This window comes from Pseudomonas sp. SWRI179 (genome assembly GCF_014268705.1).
Classification (GTDB): domain Bacteria; phylum Pseudomonadota; class Gammaproteobacteria; order Pseudomonadales; family Pseudomonadaceae; genus Aquipseudomonas; species Aquipseudomonas zanjanensis.
Map to the genome: position 1 here is coordinate 101,364 of NZ_JABWRA010000017.1, position 16,097 is coordinate 117,460.

Below are 16,097 nucleotides of genomic sequence, written 5' to 3' on the forward strand. Positions count from 1 at the left end.
TCCCACATAAGTACTGCATTCAGGCAGGCACAACGCACCAGCGCCACTGCCCGACCAGCGCCAATTGCTTTCCCTCCCCACCCTCTGCCACAATCGCGAACAATTCTCGTTACTTAAAACGTCGGTGATGCTCCGTGTCGTCAGTCCCCACTCCCCATAGTGATTTGGTTGGTGCGTTGTACCGTGACCATCGCGCTTGGCTATTGGCATGGCTGCGACGCAACGTGGCGTGTGCGCACCGAGCCGAGGACCTGAGCCAGGACACTTTCGTGCGCTTGCTGGGTCGCGAGGAACTGAAAGCACCCCGCGAGCCCCGGGCGTTTCTGGTGGCCATCGCCAAGGGCCTGCTGTTCGATTATTTCCGGCGCGCAGCCTTGGAGCAGGCTTACCTTACCGAACTGATGCTGATCCCCGAGGCCGAGCAGCCCTCGGTGGAAGAACAGCAAATCATCCTGGAAGACCTCAAGGCCATCGACCGCCTGCTCGGCAAACTGTCGAGCAAGGCCCGCGCAGCCTTCCTCTATAACCGCCTCGACGGCCTCGGCCACGCCGAAATTGCCGAGCGCCTGGGGGTTTCGGTGCCGCGGGTACGGCAGTATCTGGCTCAGGGCATCCGCCAGTGCTACATCGCCCTGTATGGAGAACCGACGTGAGCCAGGCCCATGCCAAACCGGTCTCGGCCAGCGTGCTGGATGCCGCCATCGCCTGGCAGTTGTCCCTGGACTCAAGCAGCGCCCAGGAGCGGGAAGCGTTCGTCCGCTGGCATGCCGCCGATGAAGAACACGCCCGGGCCTGGCGACAGCTAGGCATGCTCGACCAGCGCTTCAGCCTGGCCAACGGGCCGGCGCGGGCGGCGTTGCTGCAATCGCGGGTGAGCATTCGCCGACGGATACGCAAGGTGGGCAGCGGCCTTGCCAGCGTTGTCGCGGCCATCGGCCTGGCGTTGTTTGCCGCAGATCGTTACCTGCCGCTGGATTACTGGCTTGCCGACCAGCGCACCGCGACAGGTGAACAACGCACCCTGCGCCTGGCCGACGGCACGCTGATCAACCTCAACACCCACAGCGCCCTGGACGTGCGCTTCGATGACAAACAGCGTCGCATCATCCTGCAGGAAGGCGAGATCCTGGTGGAAACCGGCCATAACGATCCGCGCCCTTTCATCGTTGAAACTCGCGAGGGCAGCATGCGCGCCTTGGGCACACGGTTCCTGGTTAAGCGCGAAGACCAGGGCACACGCCTGAGCGTACTGAAATCCGCGGTAGCCGCGCACCCGCAGGCCACCGATGAAGAACAGATCCTGCGCGAAGGCCAACAAGTGCTGATGCGCCACGACGGCCTCGGCCCGACCATCGCCCTGAACCCCGGCGCCGATGCCTGGACCCGCGGCATGCTGGTGGTGGACAACGCCCGCCTCGAAGACCTGGTCCATGAGTTGGGGCGTTACCGGCGCGGCTACCTGGGCGTGGAACCACAAGTGGCCGACCTGCGCATCACCGGCAGTTTCCCGCTGCACGACACCGACCTGGCCCTGACCGCCTTGCTGCCGACCTTGCCGGTGCAGGTCGAGCATCACACGCGGTGGTGGGTGGTGGTGGGGCCAAGTACCGCGCCGAAACCCTGAGAGATCGTTGCTCAGTTAGGCCGCCTTCGCGAGCAAGCCCGCTCCCACATGGGAATGCGGACTCCTGTGGGAGCGGGCTTGCTCGCGAAGAGGCCTGTTGATCCAGTAAAAAAACAGACTGGACACCATCACCCGCAAACTGAATCTAAATTATTTTCATCCAGCCCTATCACTTTTCGATTTTCATCCGGCACCCAGGCAATTGAGAAATATTTCCATTCAGGAGCCGCCGTATGTCCCGCCCGCTAGACACCCTGTTGCGCCCCAGCTTGTTGGCCGTTGCCATTGCCTTTGCCGCCCCGTTGACCAGCGCCCCGCTGCTGGCCGCCGAACAGGCCACGAGCGTGCGCGCCTACAACCTGCCCGCCGCGCCCCTGGCCAGCACCCTGAACCAGATCGCCAGCCAGGCCGGCCTTGCGCTGAGCCTGAATCCGTCCCTGGCCTCGGGCAAGACCTCGGCCCCCGTCCAGGGTCAGTTCGACGCCACCGGCGCCTTGCGCGAGGCCTTGCGCGGCACCGGCCTGCAACTGGAACAAAGCAGCGCCGGCACCTACAGCCTGGTGGCCATGCCTGAAGGGGTCATGGCCTTGCCGGAAACCAGCGTGATCGGCGCCGGTCTCAGTGAAACCGCGTGGGGCCCGACCGAGGGCTACGCCGCCACCCGCACCGCCGCCGGCACCAAGACCGATACACCGATCGTCGAACTGCCGCGCTCGATCTCCGTGGTCACCCGCCAGCAGATGGAAGACCGCTCCGTGCTCAACCTCAACGACGCGCTGCGCTATACCGCCGGCGTGCAGAGCAGCGGCTACGGCTCGGACTCGCGTAACGATTGGCTGCTGGTGCGCGGTTTCGTGCCCACCCAGTTCCTCGATGGCCTGCCGCTGCCCAAGGGCAACTACATCACGCCAAAAATCGAGCCTTGGAACCTTGAGCGCATCGCCGTGCTGCGTGGCCCGGCTTCTTCGGTCTACGGCCAGACGCCACCCGGCGGCATGCTGGACATGGTCAGCCGCCGCCCACAAGCCGAAAGCAGCAATGAAGTCGAGCTGCAGGCCGGCAGCTACGAACACAAGCAAATCAACTTCGACAGCACCGGCAAGGTCGATGACGAAGGCCAGTTCCTCTATCGGGTCAGCGGCACCGTGCGCGACAGCAACGCCCAGGTCGATCACATCCCGGACAAGCGCTACAACCTCGCGCCGAGCCTGACCTGGAACATCAACGACGACACGCGCCTGACCTTCCTGTCGCAATACACCCGCGACGACACCGGCATCACCGGGCAATTCCTGCCACTGCAAGGCACCAAGCTGTCCTCGCCGGCGGGCAAGATTTCCCACCACAAGAACCTGGGCGATCCGGACTGGGAATTCTACGACCGCACCTACTACGCGCTCGGTTATGCGTTTGAACATCGCTTGAACGATACCTGGCAGTTCCGCCAGAACCTGCGCTATACCAAGAGCGATTTGGAAACCCAGGGTATCTCGGCTGGCGGCCAATTCTGGCCAGACGGCCCCGACCAATCGGTGGACGCCGACGGCAACGTCAAGCGCAGCGCCAGCGTCATCAATGAAGACATCAGCCAGTTCGCCGTGGACAACAACTTCCAGGCCGACTTCCAGACCGGCGCCCTCAGCCACACCCTGCTGCTGGGCCTGGATCACCAGCGCTCCAACAGCAATTCGCGCTGGGATTGGGGCTCGACTGGCGTGCCAACCAGCAACATCCACAACCCGACCTATGGACAGGATTTCTCCAACGTCGAGTACTTCACCATGTATGACTACAACCAGAAGACCCACCAGACCGGCCTGTACGTCCAGGACCAGATCGCCCTGGACAACTGGCGCCTGACCCTCGGTGGTCGTGAAGACTGGATTCACACCGGCACCGTGTTCCACAACCTGAACAACGTCACCAACACCCAGCGCGACAAGAAATTCAGCGGCAACGCAGCATTGAGCTACGTCTTCGATAACGGTGTGACGCCGTACCTTTCCTTCGCCCAGTCGTTCCAGGCGGCGGCAGGTTCAACCGTCAACAGCACCGAAGCGTTCAAGCCGACCGAAGGCGAACAGTACGAGGCCGGTATCAAGTACCAACCGCCCGGCACCAAGACCTTGCTGACCGCCGCGGTGTTCGACCTGACCCAGAAAAACAACTCCGTTACTGAAAACAACGTCACCCGCCAGGTGGGTGAAGTCCAGGTGCGTGGCCTTGAGTTGGAAGCGTCCGGCGATGTCACCGACAACTTGAAGCTGGTCGGTTCCTACACCTACAACGACAGCGAAATCACCAAGGGCACCGCGGCTGAAGAAGGCAAGCGCATGGCCCAGGTGCCGCGTAACCAGGCCACCGCCTGGGCCGACTACACCTGGCACAACGGCCCTCTGGATGGCTTCGGTGTCGGCGCCGGTGTGCGTTATGTCGGCGACACCTACGGCAACACCAGCAACACCGACTGGGGCCATGTCGGGTCCTACACCGTGTACGACGCCTCGGCCCATTACGACCTGGGTCGTTTGAACAAAACCCTCAAGGGCGTCACCGTGGCGGTGGATGCCAAAAACATCTTCAACAAGGACTACCTGTCCACTTGCGACGGCTTCTACTGCTACTACGGTGACCAACGTAATGTCGTCGCCAGCGTGAATTACAAATGGTAAACGGTTAGCATTTGCAAAACCTATTTGAGGGTGCTCGGTTGGCAAAGCTGTCCATGTAAGGAAAACCGTGGCGAGGGAGCTTGCTCCCGCTGGGCCGCGTAGCGGCCCCAAAAGCTTGGGATCGCTGCGCAATCCAGCGGGAGCAAGCTCCCTCGCCACAATGGCTGTCCCCCAAAAGAACAGTGTTATCCCCCCAAGTGCCCTTTTGCATTCGGATCGATCATGAAAAGCAAAACCATTCGCCGCTGGTCTTTCGTCCACACCTGGACCAGCCTGATCTGCACGGTCTTCCTGCTGATGCTGGCAATCACTGGGCTGCCGCTGATCTTCCACCATGAAATCGAACACCTGCTGGGCGATGCCCCCGAGCTTCGGGAGATGCCGGCCGGCACGCCGCCGCTGGACTTGCAGCAACTGGTGGAAAAAGCCAAGGCCCATCGCCCAGGTGAAGTGGTCCAGTATTTTGGCTGGGACGAGGACGAGCCCAACGGCGTCATCACCATCATGGCGCCGACACCGGGCACCGAACCCAATTCCTCCCACACCTTCATGCTCGACGGGCGCACCGGCGAAGCCTTGGAAATGCCCTCGGCCAATGGCGGTTTCATGATGGTCATGTTGCGCCTGCACGTGGACATGTTCGCCGGGTTGCCGGGCAAGCTACTGCTGGCCTTCATGGGGCTGTTGTTCGTGATTGCCATCGTCTCCGGGGTGGTGCTGTATTTACCGTTCATGCGCCGCTTGAAATTCGCCACGGTGCGCCAGGACAAATCCACGCGCCTGCGCTGGCTCGACCTGCACAACCTGATCGGCGTGGTCACGCTGGTCTGGGCGCTGACCGTGGGCGTGACCGGCGTCATCGCCGCGTGCGCCGACCTGCTCATCGCGGCATGGCGCAACGACAGCCTCAGTGCCATGGTCGAACCCTACCGCAACGCCCCGCCGCTGACCCAACTGGCTCCGGCCACGCGTTTGCTGGACATTGCCAAGGACGTCGCGCCGGGCATGGAGCCCAGCTTCATCGCCTTCCCCGGTACGCTGTTCTCCAGTGAGCACCACTACAGCGTGTTCATGAAAGGTGACACCCACCTGACCTCGCACCTGCTCACGCCCGTGCTGATCGATGCCACCACCCTGGACGTCACCGCCGTCGCCGAACGACCGTGGTACATGGACATGATGAGCCTGTCCCTGCCGTTGCACTTCGGCGACTACGGTGGCCGGCCGATGCAGATCTTCTGGGCGACCCTCGATATCCTGACCATCATCGTCCTGGGCAGCGGCGTGTATCTGTGGGTAGTTCGGCGCAAAGCCGCCAAACGTGCAACCGTCGGCGCGGAGGTCGCTTCGTGAGGCCTCGGCAGTCGAATTTCTGGAAGGTGTTTGGTATTCCCCTGATGATCGGTGCGCTTAGTGCGGCAGGGCTGTTTTCGGCGTTGCTGGGTGACGGCGCATGGGATGCGGTGAGCTGGGTTGGGTTAGGCATACCCACGGTGCTGGGGACTTGGGGCTTGATCAAACGCGGATAACCCCAGCCAGGCGCGCCCCTGTGGGAGCGGGCTTGCTCGCGAAGGCGGCGTGTCAGTCGCAATTGTGTTTCTGACACGCCGCCTTCGCGAGCAAGCCCGCTCCCACACTGGAACTCGCCAGCCGCCCAGCAACTGTCTAGGCTAAGCCCCTGCCCGCCCAATCGAGGATATCCGCATGTCCACCCCCAGCATGACGCTGTTCCACAATCCCGCTTCGCCCTTCGTGCGCAAGGTCCTGGTGCTGCTGCACGAAACCGGCCAGCAAGACCGCGTGGCGTTGCAGCTTAGCCAGCTCACGCCGGTCAAGCCGGACCGGGCGCTTATCGATGACAACCCGTTGAGCAAGATCCCGGCCCTGCGCCTGGCCAACGGGACAGTGATCCATGACAGCCGCGTGATCCTCGATTACCTCGACCACCAGCACGTCGGCAACCCGTTGATCCCCCGGGACGGCGCGGCACGCTGGCGGCGCCTGACCCTCGCCTCCCTGGCCGACGGGATCATGGATGCAGCGGTGATGATCCGCTACGAAACCGCGCTGCGCCCCGTGGAAAAACACTGGGACGAATGGCTCGATGCGCAACGGGACAAGATTCGCCGTGCCCTGGGCCTGCTCGAAGCCGAGGCGATTGCCGAATTGGCCAGCCATTTCGACGTGGCCTCCATCAGCGTGGCCTGCGCCCTGGGCTATCTGGACCTGCGCCATCCCGACCTGGAGTGGCGCAAGGCCAATCCGCAATTGGCGCAGTGGTTTGCCGAGGTGAGCGTGCGGTCCTCGATGGTCGAGACGGTGCCCAGGATTTAGTTCTGTATTGGCTGCACCGACCTCTTCGCGAGCAAGCCCGCTCCCACAATGTCTGCGCAAGACTTGTGGGAGCGGGCTTGCTCGCGAATGGGCCAATACGGTTCCAGAGGAAACAACCCAGCAATCAGCGCCACCAACTTTTCGCCCTGGCGCTGATCCTCCCGCAACCCCAGCGACCGGCTCACTTCACCTCCCCCAACTCGAAGCTCATCGCCGCGGCCGGCTTCGACCCGACCCCATACCAGTCCAGCTTGCGGGTCAGCACCATGAACACGCCCAACAGGCTGAACAACAATAGCGACCCCATCAACAACGCATAATCCTCGGCGCTCAACAGGCCATAAAGCAAACCGTACAAGCCCGCCAGCCCCGCCGAAAACCCGAGGCCGTGGCTCACGCTGCGCAGCACATGGCAGACATAAAACCCGATCAATACGACACAGGCACTGGCCGACACCAAGTACGCCAGGGTGAAACCGATGTGCTCCGACAACGACAACAGCAGCAAGTAGAAGAACGCCAGCGCCACGCCCACCAAGGCGTACTGGACCGGGTGCACCGCCAGGCTCTTGAGCACTTCGAAAAGGAAGAAACCGGCGAAGGTCAGCGCGACGAACAGCAACGCATATTTGATCGCCCGGTCGCTCTTGAGGTATTGGTCCACCGGATCGATGAAACTCACCCCGAAGGCACGGCTGCGGAACGCTTCACAACTATCGCTTGGCTCGCAGGCTTGCAGCGTTTCCAGCAGGTTGGTGGAGAAAAACGACGTTTGCCAATCAGCACTGAAGCCCTGCTCATTGATCTCGCGGTTGGTGGGCAGGTAGTTGCCGATGAAGCTGGGGTGCGGCCAGTCGGCCGACAGGTGCACCTTGGTGGATTTGCCCACCGGCAGAATCTGGAACTCGCCCGTGCCTTGCAGGCGCAGGTCAAAACCGAAGGTCAACTCAGGGCCGCCCTCGGCGGTGATCATCGGCAGCGGCACATGCACACCCTGCCCCAGCCAGCCGAGTCGCGAGCCGGGCAGGAAATCGACGGTCTGCTGGTTCAGCGTCAAGGTCAACGCATTCTCGATGCCACGAATATCGCTGATGCCAACGCTCAGGTACGGCTCGTCAAAACGGTAATCGGCGAAATCCTTGGCAGCGACACCGTAGCGCTCAGGCACCTTGAAGCGGCCATCGATGCGGTTGTCGGCGTGGAACATCCGCGCTTCGTAAATGCCCCGGGCACGGGTTTCAGTGCGGATCTGGCCGTCGAGCTCGAATTGCTCAGGCAAGAAATACAACTCGCCCGTTCGCTCGACGGTTTCCAGGAAACGCACACCGGTCTTCTCGTTGGTGTTCCAGACCTTCACGCTCTTGCGAAACGGCACCACGATCATCGGCCCGATCAGTTGCTGGTTGTAGCTGGAGCTGCGGGCGATGTCCTGCAGCACACCGTCGCGCAGTTCCTGGCGCTCGTCGATGAGGCCATTGATCATCAACAGCGGGATCATCAGCAAGAGGATCAAGAGGGCGATCATGCCCAGTTTAATGGCGAGGCTGCGGTTCATGTGGGGCTCTCCCTGTTCGAATGAGGGAGAGTCTGGGGTGGCTGTGTGAGGGGTTTATGGGGGAAATGTGGAGATTGTGTGGAGACTGAAATCCACCTGACCAATGAAACCTGTGGCGAGGGAGCTTGCTCCCGCTGGGCTGCGAAGCGGCCCCTTTGCGACTGCTTCGCAGCCGAGCGGGAGCAAGCTCCCTCGCCACAAGAGTGTTCCAAACTGAGTAACTGGGTTTTCAGGGCAACCTCAGCACCACCTCCACCCCACCCTCGACATTGCCAATACTGAATTGCCCCCCATGCAACTGCACCACTTCTTCGACAAAATTGAGCCCCAGGCCGGTGCTCTTGCGGCCGCTGTCCGGGCGCGGCAGGGAATAGAAGCGCTCGCTCAAGCGCGGCAGTGCGTAGTCGGGGATCGGCGCGGCCTGATTGAACAGGCGGATCTCGACACGATTCCCACGGCGCTCGGCGCTCACTCGCAGCAGGCCGTTGATGGGGGTGAAGTCCAAGGCGTTTTCCAGCAGATTGCCCAAGGCCTGGCGCAACAGGAACGGCTCTCCCGTCAGCGCCAGGTCGCCAGCGATCTGCTGTTCAACCGTCAACTGCCGACTTTCGATCCAACCGCCGCGCGCTTCCAGCAACTCAGCCATCAGCGCCGCCAGCGGCACGGCGACCTCCTCTTCCAGCCCCTGGCGCTGCTCGATCTGGGCCAGGTTGAGCAAGCGCTCGATCAACTGCTGCATACGCACACTTTCGTTATCGATGTTGCTGACAAAGCGCTGGTGCTGGGCGGCGGGCATGTCGCTTTGCAGCAGCTCGGCGGCGCCACGAATCGCCGCCAGCGGGCTCTTGAGTTCGTGGGTGAGCGTGTGCACGTAACGCTCGACGTAGGCCTTGCCTTCGAGTTGGGTGCGCATGTGCTCCACCGCCCCGGCCAGTTGCTCGAATTCACCGCCGCGATAATGCGGCACTTCCACCCGACGCCCCTGGCTGACCGCCTGGGCGTAGATCGTCAAACGCCGCAGTGCCGCGCTGAGCCACCAGGACAACAAGCCGCCCAGCAACAAGCCCAGGGCGACCAGCCCGGCGCCATAGATCAACAGCCGCCGCTCGGTGCGATCGACATAAGGCTGCAAGGAACTGTTGGGCTTGGCGACGGTGACAACGCCAATGATCCGGCCGTTGTCGCGAATCGGCGCACCGACGTGCATCACCGAAGACGCCGGGTCGTCCGGATCGCTGCGACTCGAACGGGCGCCGTAGTGGCCGCGCAGGGTCAGGTAGACGTCGTTCCAACGTGAATAATCCTGCCCCACCGCCACGCCACTGGAGTCGAGCACCACGATGCCCTTGGCATCGGCGACATAGATGCGATGGCTGACCTGGTTTTTCGGCAAGCCCCAGATCGTCGCCGCCGGCTGGCGCTCGCCATAAGCCCTGAGCAATTGTGGCCAACGATTCTGGTTAAGGGTGCCGGCCTTGAAATCATCCCGCAGGATTTCGGCCATCAGGTTGGCGGTGTCCACCAGGGTTTCCTCGGTGGACTGGCGCACGCCGGGGCGGATTTCTTCCATGACCGTGTTGAGCACGAAATAACCGGTCAGGGCGATAAACAACACATACACCAGGAAAATCCGGATCCCCAGCGACATCAGCTGTGCCCCGGGCTGTAACTGTAGCCCAGGCCCCGATGGGTCTGGATCGGCTCAGCCTCGGCGCGGACCAAGCGCAACTTGGCGCGCACGCTTTTAATGTGGCTGTCGATGGTGCGCTCGTAGCCGGCATCGCTGGCAACGCCCAGGGCATCGAGCAATTGTTCGCGGCTGAAAACCCGCTCGGGCTGCTCCAGCAGACAATTGAGCAGGCGGAATTCGTGGCGGGTAAGGTTCAGCGGTGTGCCGCGATAATTGATCTGCACGCGGTCCGCATCGACCTGAAACAACGCCGTGCCCACCTCCGCCACCGGCCGCGGCGCCACGCGCTTGAGGATCGCCCGAACCCTGGCCGCCACTTCGCGAGGGCTGAAAGGCTTGACCACGTAATCGTCGGCACCGATCTCCAACCCCACGATCCGGTCGATCTCGCCATCCCGGGCTGTAAGAAAGATGACCGGAACGTCGCTGAAACGTCTGATTTTTTTACAAGTCTCGAATCCGCTGATATCCGGCAGGCCCACATCGAGAATGATCAGGTCCGCCGGGGTGTTTTTCTGGTGTTCAAGAGCGGCTGCGCCGAGGCTCAACCAAGTGGTGTCAAACCCCTCCCCTTGCAGGGCAAACACCAGCGTATCGGCGATGGCGGCTTCGTCTTCGACAATCAGGATATGAGGCATGGCTTGCGGGCCCGGCAGTAAAGTTGCCGGAACGGTGCCGCAAGGTTTGGGGGGAGTCAATCAGGGAAATCAGCAGTCCGGCTTATCCGCCGTAAACCGCCGCGCAGGGTTCACCGCCGCGCCGAACTCACGCAACGCCTTGGCCCCAATCAACAAGGGGTAATTGAAACTGCTGCGGTCGGTCAGGTTGACCTCGACCGTGCGCTTGACGTTACCCAGGCACAATTCCAGGTCGACCACCGGGCGCTTGGTGGGGGCGATCTTTTCGTCGTCGTCTTCATCTTCTTCGGAACGGGTCTTGATCTTGCTGATGCGGGCGATCTTGTGTTCGTAGACCTTGTTGCTCGCGTCCTTGGTCGCCAGGCGGAACCGCACCCAATCGTCGCCGTCGCGGGTAAAGGTTTCGATGTCCTTGGCCGACAGCGAGGCGGTCAGGGCGCCGGTGTCCATCTTGGCCTTGAGCACTTCGCCGCCGATTTCCGGCAACGCGATGTATTCGTAGCGCCCGTACAGGGTCGGCTCGGCGGCCAGCACCGGAAGGGCCATCAGGGAAAGCAGGGCGAGAACTGATTTCATGTAGTTAGGGCTTCCATTGTGAGCGTGGGATTTTAGACCGTGGCCAACGAATTCGTTCGGTTAAACATCCCTGTGGCGAGGGAGCTTGCTCCCGCTCGGCTGCGCAGCAGTCGTAAATCGGTCTGGCCATGGCCGCCAATTGGGGGCCGCTTCGCAGCCCAGCGGGAGCAAGCTCCCTCGCCACAAAAGCGCCCCCAGCCTAACCTAGCCCAAGTGAAACTTTCGTCCAAGCCGATTTGGCCTACCACCCGAAGCTTGCTTATCATGGCCCGCCCACCCGTTTGCAAGAGTCATCTATGCGCCGCCTGCTCACCGGCTGTTTCGTCACCCTGTTGCTGTTGCTCAACACCCTGGTGCTGTTCGGGCCGCTGATGGTGTTCGCCCTGCTCAAACTGGTCTTGCCCGGGCGCTTTCGCGACTATGCCTCGTGGGCCGTGATGTGGATCGCCGAGACCTGGGCCGAGATCGACAAGCAGATCTTTGCCCTGTGCATCCCCACCCGCTGGGACATCCGCGGCGGCGCTGACCTGCGCGGCGATACGTCTTACCTGGTGATCAGCAATCACCAATCCTGGGTGGACATCCCCGCCCTCGTCCAGACCCTCAATCGGCGCACGCCGTTCTTCAAGTTCTTCCTCAAGAAAGAACTGATCTGGGTGCCATTCCTGGGGCTGGCCTGGTGGGCCTTGGATTACCCCTTCATGAAGCGCTACACCAAGGCGTTCCTGGCAAAGAATCCGGAGCTGGCCGGCAAGGACCTGGAAATCACCAAGGCCGCCTGCGAGCTGTTCAAGCGTCAACCGGTCACCGTGGTCAACTACCTCGAAGGCACCCGCTTCACCGCCGCCAAAAGCCAACAACAGCAATCGCCCTTCGCTCACCTGCTCAAGCCCAAGGCCGGCGGCGTGGCGTTCGTGCTGGCGGCCATGGGTGAACAACTGGACGCGGTGCTGGACGTGACCGTGGTCTATCCGCAAGACCGCATCCCCGGGTTCTGGGACTTGATCAGCGGCGCGGTGCCCAGGGTCATCATCGACATCCAGACCCGCGAACTGGACCCTACGCTCTGGCAAGGCGACTACGAAAACGACCCGGTGTTTCGCCAGCAAGTGCAGGACTGGGTTAATCGGCTATGGACTGAAAAGGACCGGCGCATCGCCCAATTGCGCAACGAGGGGATGGAAACCTAACAGTTCTGATAGTAGGCAGCGGCTGAAAAAGCTCCGATGCTGGAGGTCCGGATTTTTTGGACCTTGCGCGGAGTTCGGTGCATGCCTACCACCCCTCAACAAACCGTATTGTGCCGCTACTCCTACGACCCTTTGGATCGCCTGGTGGATTGTGCACCGTCCGCCGAGGCCGGGATCCAGCGGTTCTACTGCAAGAGCCGATTGGCGACAGAGATACAGGGCGCGGTGCAACGCAACGTTTTCCAGCATGAAGACCAGTTGTTGGCGCAACTTCAGCGCGAGGATGCGAAGGTCGATACCGCCTTGTTGGCGACCGATCAGCAGCGGTCGGTGTTGAATGTGCTCGATGCGAACCGGCTTCATCCCCTTATCTATACACCCTACGGCCATCGCCCACCGGGAAACGGCCTGCTCAGTTTGCTTGGGTTTAACGGTGAACGGCCGGATCCGGTGACGGGGCATTATTTGTTGGGGAATGGGTATCGGGGGTTCAATCCGGTGTTGATGCGGTTTAATACTCCGGATAGTTGGAGCCCGTTTGGGAAAGGTGGATTGAACGCTTATACATACTGTGAAAATGACCCTATAAATAAAGAGGATCCGACTGGCCACCTACCGCTACTTAGACAATTAAGACGTTTATTTGGAACCAAAATATCAATAAAGGACACCGTAAGCGCGATAGAAGGCGGGGCAAAAGTCAAGACAGGAGAGCGCACCATCGCGCGCAGGACGTTAAAGTCCACTGAAAAAACCATTCAACTAGACAAATATAAAAAAGATGAAATTCTTTCAATTTCAGAATCATTAAATAACAACAGCGATGAGCTCTACAATAATCGTATCAACCCAACCATCCCTATTGGAACCCCTAACAAGATCAACAATCCACTAAGACTTAAAATTGATGAACTTACGGACTGGTTCCCACCAGGTCCAAGCCGATCCGTCCGAATAAAGCATCTGGGTGATTCTATAGGTCTTCGCAGAAGCGTTGACGAAACAATAAGTGCTAGAGCACTTGAAGCAGCACCTTCTTCGAATATCCAAAAAATAAGAGCAATCTAATATTCATACTGAGGCGGCTTGCTGATCAGAAGGTGCTGGACCAGGCTTATCCCTTGGACATCCTCGTTTCATGCAGCGACACCGAGCCAACCGCTGGTCTGCAGGTTCCATCCAAAAGACTATCGAATTGAAGCCATCTATTCCAAATCAACATAAAAAACTGTCAACCCTGACAGTACCCCTCACCAGACCCAGCCATAACCATGTCCCCGAACCCTAATCGGAAGCACACCCATGCGAAACTTCATGACGGGCGGCGGTGGAATAATTCTGCTGATGATCGGCCATGTCCATGCTGGAGAAGTCACTTGTCCAGCCGTGACACAACTCCATGACAACACTGCGACGGTAGAAATGCAGGATGATCCCGAATGGCAAAGCCAGAGCCTCGTGCAGGAGCTCAACCCGGCGGCGCTGCCCTTCAACGACGCCGAGTTCGCGATCCATGAGCCTGACGAAAATCAACAGACACCGGCAAAGGTAAGCATTACATGCACACACGGTGAGAGAAATCTCACGCTGGATTATTACCCCACGCCCCAAGAGCTGAACTTGATGCCAGGGCTGGACACGCGTTGCGCCAGCCAGTTCCCTCACACGTGCAGGCGAGAAAACGCCGACTACCTCAGCTTGAGATTCTGATCCCCCTGTGGCGGATTTTCGATGTCGCCACCCTCATCAAACGCCTGCACCACTCCCCCAAATTCCCCCAAGGTTCTGCAGCAGCGAACCCGCCACGCCCTGTTGACCGAGGTACTGCAGAATAATCGGAGCAAACTGACCGATCATCCCACTGTCCATGCCCAGCGCGCTGAAGGCATTGTTCAGGTCGCCAGTGTCCTTGACGTTCCCCAGCAGGCCGTCGAGCAAGGCATTTTTGTCCGACCCGCCACCGAGCAAGCCACCCAGGCCATTGAGCCCGCCGATGGCGCTGTTACCGGCGATCTGATCCAAGCCCGGCACACTTTTGCTCAACTCGGAAAACTGCGGCTCGCTGAGCCGATTCCTCGCCAGCCCCAGCATCGCACCGGCACCGCCGATGGCCTGTTCCGGCGTGATCTTCAGTTCCGATCCCAGGGTATTGAGCAGCCCTGCCGCTTTCGGCGCAGCGGCCACCATGCCCTCTTCCTCACCTGGGTTGCCCTGCATGGCCGACACCACATTGGCGGCATCGCTGAGGCTGAACTGCGCGAAGGCCGGGCTGGCGGCCAGTGTCAACAGCCAAGACAGTGCAAAACCGCGTGAAACCTTCATCCGGGACATCCTCTTGAACATGAAAAAGCCGCCCATGAAGGGCGGCTAAAGCGTGGGTTGGACTGGCGCAGGCGAAGATTGTTCCTAAACGTATTGAGCTAATAGCCGATAGCCATCACAGAAAATTCTTCCAGGAGCGTAAGAAGTGTCTGATTTAACGAAAACCACGCTTTTTTATATAGCCAAAAGTTACCAAACATCCATATACAGTTCTAAATTGACATAAATAACTGTCAACCTCGACAGTAGCCCGCCCGACCAAAGCCGTGAATCGTTGAACTGAGCCCTGGAGCCTGGCACATGAAAAAAATACTGGCTGGAGGCGCGGTGCTGCTTTTGCTGATCATCGGCCATGTCCAGGCCGGTGAAATAACTTGCCCCGCCGTCACTGACATCCGTAGAAACATCGAATCGGTGGAAGACGTTTTTTTCGTCGATGTACAGGACGAGTACGAATGGGTGAGCGAAAGCCTGGTGGACGTGGTCGACCCGGTATCGTTGCAATTCGAAGGGGCCGAGTATGTGATTCATAGGGACGATGGGAACGAGCAGACACCCACCCGTGCGACCATCACATGCAGGTACGGGGGGATCAACCTGAAGCTCGACTATCAACAGATCCTGGAACCGGCCTTTTCAAAGTGGGTGAGCAATCGCTGCGAAAGCGCGGATACGCGAATGTGCAGGTTGATGGACGGCGACTACTTCAACTTGATTTATTGACCGCTAATGGCAACCGCGTCACTGTTCCAGCACACCGCCTCTAAGCGCTCTGCCACCGCCTGCACCCTTTACCGTACAGTGCGACTTCCTCCAGCAGAGTGTGTCCATGAACGTACAAATCGGCGGCGCCACCCTCGCGGTCATCCTGACCGGCATGCTCATCGTCCTGGGCGTCAACGAATGCCAGCGCGGTCCGCTGAATCCGGACGTTGCCGAGGGCACCAGCGACGAACAAAAAACCTGGCTGACCATCGAACACCGCATCAAGCGCTCCGACCCGACTTTGACCGACGTGACCCGCGCCCAGCAAACGCTGACTGTGCGCTACCGTCCTGGCGCGTGCGCGGATGACTGCGAGCCTTGGGTTCCGCATATGCTGCGGGTCGTCGGCCACGGCCTGGCGGCGCTCAATAGCGCGCCGGGGGGCAAGCAGTACACGCAAGTGACGATCAAGGCGCGGATCCTGGCTGATGATGATGTGGAACTGGTCTACGACATGCCGGGGTTCGACGCCATCAAGACCCAACAAGGCGGCTACGAAACCTTTGCCGGCATGCCCCGCAGCCTGACATTCAGCGGCGACGCCCTGGCCCAGGCACAAGCCTACTGCCAAGGCCCCAGCGCCAAAGGGTTCTACCCTGAATTCTGCGAACGGGTCGAAACCGCAACGGCCCATCGATAACCGTGGCGAGGGAGCTTGCTCCCGCTGGGGTGCGCAGCGCCCCCAATGAAGCGGATGGCATTCTTTCTGATACACCCCGGTGACTGGCTTT

Annotated in this window: 16 protein-coding genes; 11 read left to right on the top strand and 5 right to left on the bottom strand. The window is 60.4% G+C overall.

What is annotated here, in order from left to right:
- The first annotated feature begins 134 nt into the window (after positions 1–134).
- From HU767_RS12155 to HU767_RS12175, 6 genes are all read left to right on the top strand, one after another.
- Positions 135–653, top strand: coding sequence for an RNA polymerase sigma factor (locus HU767_RS12155; protein WP_018607416.1), 519 nt, complete (start codon positions 135–137; stop codon positions 651–653).
- Positions 650–1,624, top strand: a complete 975-nt coding sequence (locus tag HU767_RS12160) for a FecR family protein (RefSeq protein WP_186706925.1) — start codon at positions 650–652, stop codon at positions 1,622–1,624. Before HU767_RS12155 ends, HU767_RS12160 begins: the two co-directional genes overlap by 4 nt.
- Positions 1,625–1,857: 233 nt before the next feature.
- Positions 1,858–4,296 carry a TonB-dependent siderophore receptor gene (locus tag HU767_RS12165; RefSeq protein WP_186706924.1) on the top strand — a complete coding sequence of 813 codons (2,439 nt, stop codon included), beginning with the start codon at positions 1,858–1,860 and terminating at the stop codon, positions 4,294–4,296.
- 222 nt (positions 4,297–4,518) lie between these two features.
- A complete protein-coding gene (locus HU767_RS12170) occupies positions 4,519–5,649 on the top strand; it encodes a PepSY-associated TM helix domain-containing protein (protein WP_186706923.1) in 1,131 nt (376 codons plus the stop codon).
- A complete protein-coding gene (locus tag HU767_RS29190) occupies positions 5,646–5,825 on the top strand; it encodes a hypothetical protein (protein ID WP_346343465.1) in 180 nt (59 codons plus the stop codon). Before HU767_RS12170 ends, HU767_RS29190 begins: the two co-directional genes overlap by 4 nt.
- Before the next feature lie 175 nt (positions 5,826–6,000).
- Positions 6,001–6,630 carry a glutathione S-transferase gene (locus tag HU767_RS12175; RefSeq protein WP_186706922.1) on the top strand — a complete coding sequence of 210 codons (630 nt, stop codon included), beginning with the start codon at positions 6,001–6,003 and terminating at the stop codon, positions 6,628–6,630.
- A 181-nt stretch (positions 6,631–6,811) separates the two neighbouring features.
- On the opposite strand, the gene creD is transcribed toward HU767_RS12175, so the two are convergent.
- The 4 genes from creD to HU767_RS12195 all read right to left on the bottom strand — a co-directional run bounded on the left by creD (position 6,812) and on the right by HU767_RS12195 (position 11,089).
- Positions 6,812–8,185: a cell envelope integrity protein CreD gene (gene creD / locus HU767_RS12180; RefSeq protein ID WP_186729622.1), complete on the bottom strand. Its 1,374-nt coding sequence runs from the start codon at positions 8,183–8,185 to the stop codon at positions 6,812–6,814.
- A 229-nt stretch (positions 8,186–8,414) separates the two neighbouring features.
- Positions 8,415–9,833, bottom strand: a complete 1,419-nt coding sequence (gene creC, locus HU767_RS12185) for a two-component system sensor histidine kinase CreC (RefSeq protein WP_186729623.1) — start codon at positions 9,831–9,833, stop codon at positions 8,415–8,417.
- Complete coding sequence (gene creB, locus HU767_RS12190; RefSeq protein WP_186706919.1) at positions 9,833–10,513, bottom strand: two-component system response regulator CreB; 681 nt, start codon at positions 10,511–10,513, stop codon at positions 9,833–9,835. Before creB ends, creC begins: the two co-directional genes overlap by 1 nt.
- A 69-nt stretch (positions 10,514–10,582) precedes the next feature.
- Complete coding sequence (locus HU767_RS12195; protein WP_186706918.1) at positions 10,583–11,089, bottom strand: ATP-dependent zinc protease; 507 nt, start codon at positions 11,087–11,089, stop codon at positions 10,583–10,585.
- 296 nt (positions 11,090–11,385) lie between these two features.
- Here HU767_RS12195 and HU767_RS12200 point away from each other — a divergent pair, with 296 nt between their 5' ends.
- The 3 genes from HU767_RS12200 (at position 11,386) to HU767_RS12210 (ending at position 13,989) form a co-directional block, all read left to right on the top strand.
- Entirely contained in the window at positions 11,386–12,279 is an 894-nt protein-coding gene (locus HU767_RS12200; protein WP_186706917.1) for an acyltransferase, read from the top strand.
- Between the two features lie 81 nt (positions 12,280–12,360).
- The gene (locus HU767_RS28805) at positions 12,361–13,347 is read left to right on the top strand and encodes an RHS repeat-associated core domain-containing protein (RefSeq protein WP_238349460.1); all 987 of its coding nucleotides are present in this window, start codon (positions 12,361–12,363) and stop codon (positions 13,345–13,347) included.
- 234 nt (positions 13,348–13,581) lie between these two features.
- Positions 13,582–13,989 carry a DUF3757 domain-containing protein gene (locus tag HU767_RS12210; protein ID WP_186706916.1) on the top strand — a complete coding sequence of 136 codons (408 nt, stop codon included), beginning with the start codon at positions 13,582–13,584 and terminating at the stop codon, positions 13,987–13,989.
- 36 nt (positions 13,990–14,025) lie between these two features.
- Here the strand turns inward: HU767_RS12210 and HU767_RS12215 are convergent, their stop codons facing one another.
- Positions 14,026–14,601 carry a DUF2780 domain-containing protein gene (locus HU767_RS12215; protein WP_186729624.1) on the bottom strand — a complete coding sequence of 192 codons (576 nt, stop codon included), beginning with the start codon at positions 14,599–14,601 and terminating at the stop codon, positions 14,026–14,028.
- A 300-nt stretch (positions 14,602–14,901) separates the two neighbouring features.
- Between HU767_RS12215 and HU767_RS12220 the strand changes: the two genes are divergently transcribed.
- Positions 14,902–15,324 carry a DUF3757 domain-containing protein gene (locus HU767_RS12220; RefSeq protein ID WP_186729625.1) on the top strand — a complete coding sequence of 141 codons (423 nt, stop codon included), beginning with the start codon at positions 14,902–14,904 and terminating at the stop codon, positions 15,322–15,324.
- Between the two features lie 106 nt (positions 15,325–15,430).
- On the top strand, positions 15,431–16,006 hold the full coding sequence (locus HU767_RS12225) for a hypothetical protein (RefSeq protein ID WP_186729626.1): 576 nt from the start codon (positions 15,431–15,433) through the stop codon (positions 16,004–16,006).
- The last annotated feature ends 91 nt before the right edge of the window (positions 16,007–16,097 follow it).

Bases quoted from the DNA above. Each gene is read 5' to 3' on its own strand.
- HU767_RS12165 (WP_186706924.1), top strand. From the start codon at position 1,858: ATGTCCCGCCCGCTAGACACCCTGTTGCGCCCCAGCTTGTTGGCCGTT.
- HU767_RS12170 (WP_186706923.1), top strand. From the start codon at position 4,519: ATGAAAAGCAAAACCATTCGCCGCTGGTCTTTCGTCCACACCTGGACC.
- HU767_RS12175 (WP_186706922.1), top strand. From the start codon at position 6,001: ATGTCCACCCCCAGCATGACGCTGTTCCACAATCCCGCTTCGCCCTTC.
- creD (WP_186729622.1), bottom strand. From the start codon at position 8,185: ATGAACCGCAGCCTCGCCATTAAACTGGGCATGATCGCCCTCTTGATC.
- creC (WP_186729623.1), bottom strand. From the start codon at position 9,833: ATGTCGCTGGGGATCCGGATTTTCCTGGTGTATGTGTTGTTTATCGCC.
- creB (WP_186706919.1), bottom strand. From the start codon at position 10,513: ATGCCTCATATCCTGATTGTCGAAGACGAAGCCGCCATCGCCGATACG.
- HU767_RS12195 (WP_186706918.1), bottom strand. From the start codon at position 11,089: ATGAAATCAGTTCTCGCCCTGCTTTCCCTGATGGCCCTTCCGGTGCTG.
- HU767_RS12200 (WP_186706917.1), top strand. From the start codon at position 11,386: ATGCGCCGCCTGCTCACCGGCTGTTTCGTCACCCTGTTGCTGTTGCTC.
- HU767_RS28805 (WP_238349460.1), top strand. From the start codon at position 12,361: ATGCCTACCACCCCTCAACAAACCGTATTGTGCCGCTACTCCTACGAC.
- HU767_RS12210 (WP_186706916.1), top strand. From the start codon at position 13,582: ATGCGAAACTTCATGACGGGCGGCGGTGGAATAATTCTGCTGATGATC.
- HU767_RS12215 (WP_186729624.1), bottom strand. From the start codon at position 14,601: ATGAAGGTTTCACGCGGTTTTGCACTGTCTTGGCTGTTGACACTGGCC.
- HU767_RS12220 (WP_186729625.1), top strand. From the start codon at position 14,902: ATGAAAAAAATACTGGCTGGAGGCGCGGTGCTGCTTTTGCTGATCATC.
- HU767_RS12225 (WP_186729626.1), top strand. From the start codon at position 15,431: ATGAACGTACAAATCGGCGGCGCCACCCTCGCGGTCATCCTGACCGGC.